This is a genomic window from Arthrobacter sp. Dra40, assembly GCF_059091905.1.
Genome location: NZ_JBNHHB010000448.1, coordinates 1 through 1,791, shown reverse-complemented (window position 1 = coordinate 1,791; position 1,791 = coordinate 1). Strand labels below are relative to the sequence as shown.

General features: G+C 62.1%; 2 protein-coding genes and 1 pseudogene. All 3 read left to right on the top strand.

Annotated features, from left to right (window positions below; all coding sequences use genetic code 11):
• Positions 1–24: 24 nt before the first annotated feature.
• Positions 25–663, top strand: coding sequence for an aa3-type cytochrome oxidase subunit III (gene ctaE, locus AC5RWT_RS37010; protein ID WP_494043756.1), 639 nt, complete (start codon positions 25–27; stop codon positions 661–663).
• 81 nt (positions 664–744) lie between these two features.
• The gene (gene qcrC, locus AC5RWT_RS37005; protein ID WP_494043755.1) at positions 745–1,557 is read left to right on the top strand and encodes a cytochrome bc1 complex diheme cytochrome c subunit; all 813 of its coding nucleotides are present in this window, start codon (positions 745–747) and stop codon (positions 1,555–1,557) included.
• A 91-nt stretch (positions 1,558–1,648) separates the two neighbouring features.
• Positions 1,649–1,791, top strand: a pseudogene (locus AC5RWT_RS37000) (cytochrome bc1 complex Rieske iron-sulfur subunit); the annotation flags it as partial.

Sequence of the window (1,791 nt, the reverse complement as noted above, 5' to 3'; positions counted from 1 at the left end):
CGGATTTATAGACATAATGGCCTTGTGACAACTGCAACCCACGCCCCCAGTACCCCGGCGCATCCAACGCTGAACCGCCCCAATCTGGTTTCTGTCGGAACCGTTGTGTGGCTCTCCAGCGAGCTGATGTTCTTTGCCGGTCTTTTCGCCATGTACTTCACCCTCCGCGCCACTTCCGGCGAGATGTGGGCGATTGAAACCGAAAAGTTGAACGTTCCATTCGCGCTGGCCAACACCATTGTCCTGGTGTCCAGCTCCTTTACCTGCCAGTACGGCGTCTTCGCCGCAGAGCGACTGCAGGCCCGCCGTACCGGTGGCCTCCTCAATGTCGCCAAGTGGGGCATGGTCGAGTGGTTCCTGTTGACGTTCTTCCTCGGCGCCATTTTCGTCTCCGTCCAGGCCTATGAGTACGCCATGCTCGTCTCCGAGGGTGTGTCGCTGTCCTCCAACGCCTACGGGTCAGCGTTCTACATCACCACCGGCTTCCACGGCCTTCACGTCACGGGCGGGCTCATTGCTTTCCTGCTGATCATCGGCCGCGCCTATGTTGCTAAGAAGTTCGGTCATTTCGAAGCCACGTCCGCCATCGTCACGTCGTACTACTGGCACTTCGTCGACGTCGTGTGGATCGCTCTCTTCATCATCATCTACTTCCTGAAGTAGGCGGCCAGAGCCTGCATCTGGCTGCAGGGCCGCACCGGCCGAACATCTACGCACACGCACCGCAGAGTTAGGAACCATCAAGTGAAGGCACTCTCCCAGAGGCGACGACACCCCCTGGCGGCCGTTGCCCTGTTGCTCTTGGGATTGCTGGTCACCGGCGGCTTGTACGCCGTTGCCGGCAATGTCAACGAGGCCAAGGCCCAGACCACCAATTTTTCCGCGCAGGACATCGAAGAGGGCGAAAAGCTCTTCGTGGCCAACTGCGCAACTTGTCACGGAATTGGTGCTGTCGGGGCCCCGAAGGGTGCCCATGGCAATCAGGCCGGCCCGGCCCTGATTGGCGTCGGCGCCGCCGCTGTCGACTTCCAGGTGGGAACCGGCCGCATGCCCATGCAGATGTCCGGCCCTCAGGCACTGCAGAAGCCGAACCAGTTCTCCGAAGAGCAGACGCGCCAGCTGGCAGCGTACGTGGCCTCCTTGGGCGCCGGCCCGGCCATCCCCGAGGAAGACCTCCTCGACGTCTCCAAGGGAGATCCCGCCGTCGGCGGTGAAATCTTCCGGGTCAACTGCGCCATGTGCCACAACGCTTCCGCAGCCGGCGGCGCTTTGACGCGCGGCAAGTTCGCTCCCGCCCTGGCCGGCGTCAGCGAAGCACACATCTACGAAGCCATGGCCACCGGCCCGCAGAACATGCCGGTGTTCAGCGACGCGAACATCTCCCCCGAGGAGAAGCGCGATGTCATCGCCTTCCTGAAGACCATCGAAGAGCAGGGCACCCCGGGCGGCTTCTCGCTCGGCTCGCTCGGTCCGGTGTCCGAGGGTCTGCTGATGTGGACTGCCGGTTTGGGTGTCGTCATTGCGTTCACCATCTGGCTGACCCAGCGGTCGTCCTAACCCCTCGCTTCCGGCGGCCCATAGCGGCCGCCGCAGAAGCGTCAACAGTCATATATGTTTTTGAACTATTTAGAGAAGGATGAGAGGGATCATGGCAGACCATAGTCACGGCAGTCCGAGCACCTCGGGCACCGTTGCTACGGCTGGTCAGAGCGACGTGGAGAAGTTTCAGGATCCTGGACTCCCCCCGCACCGCCCGCGCCGTGCCGACAAAGATCCCCGGGCGGAAAAGCG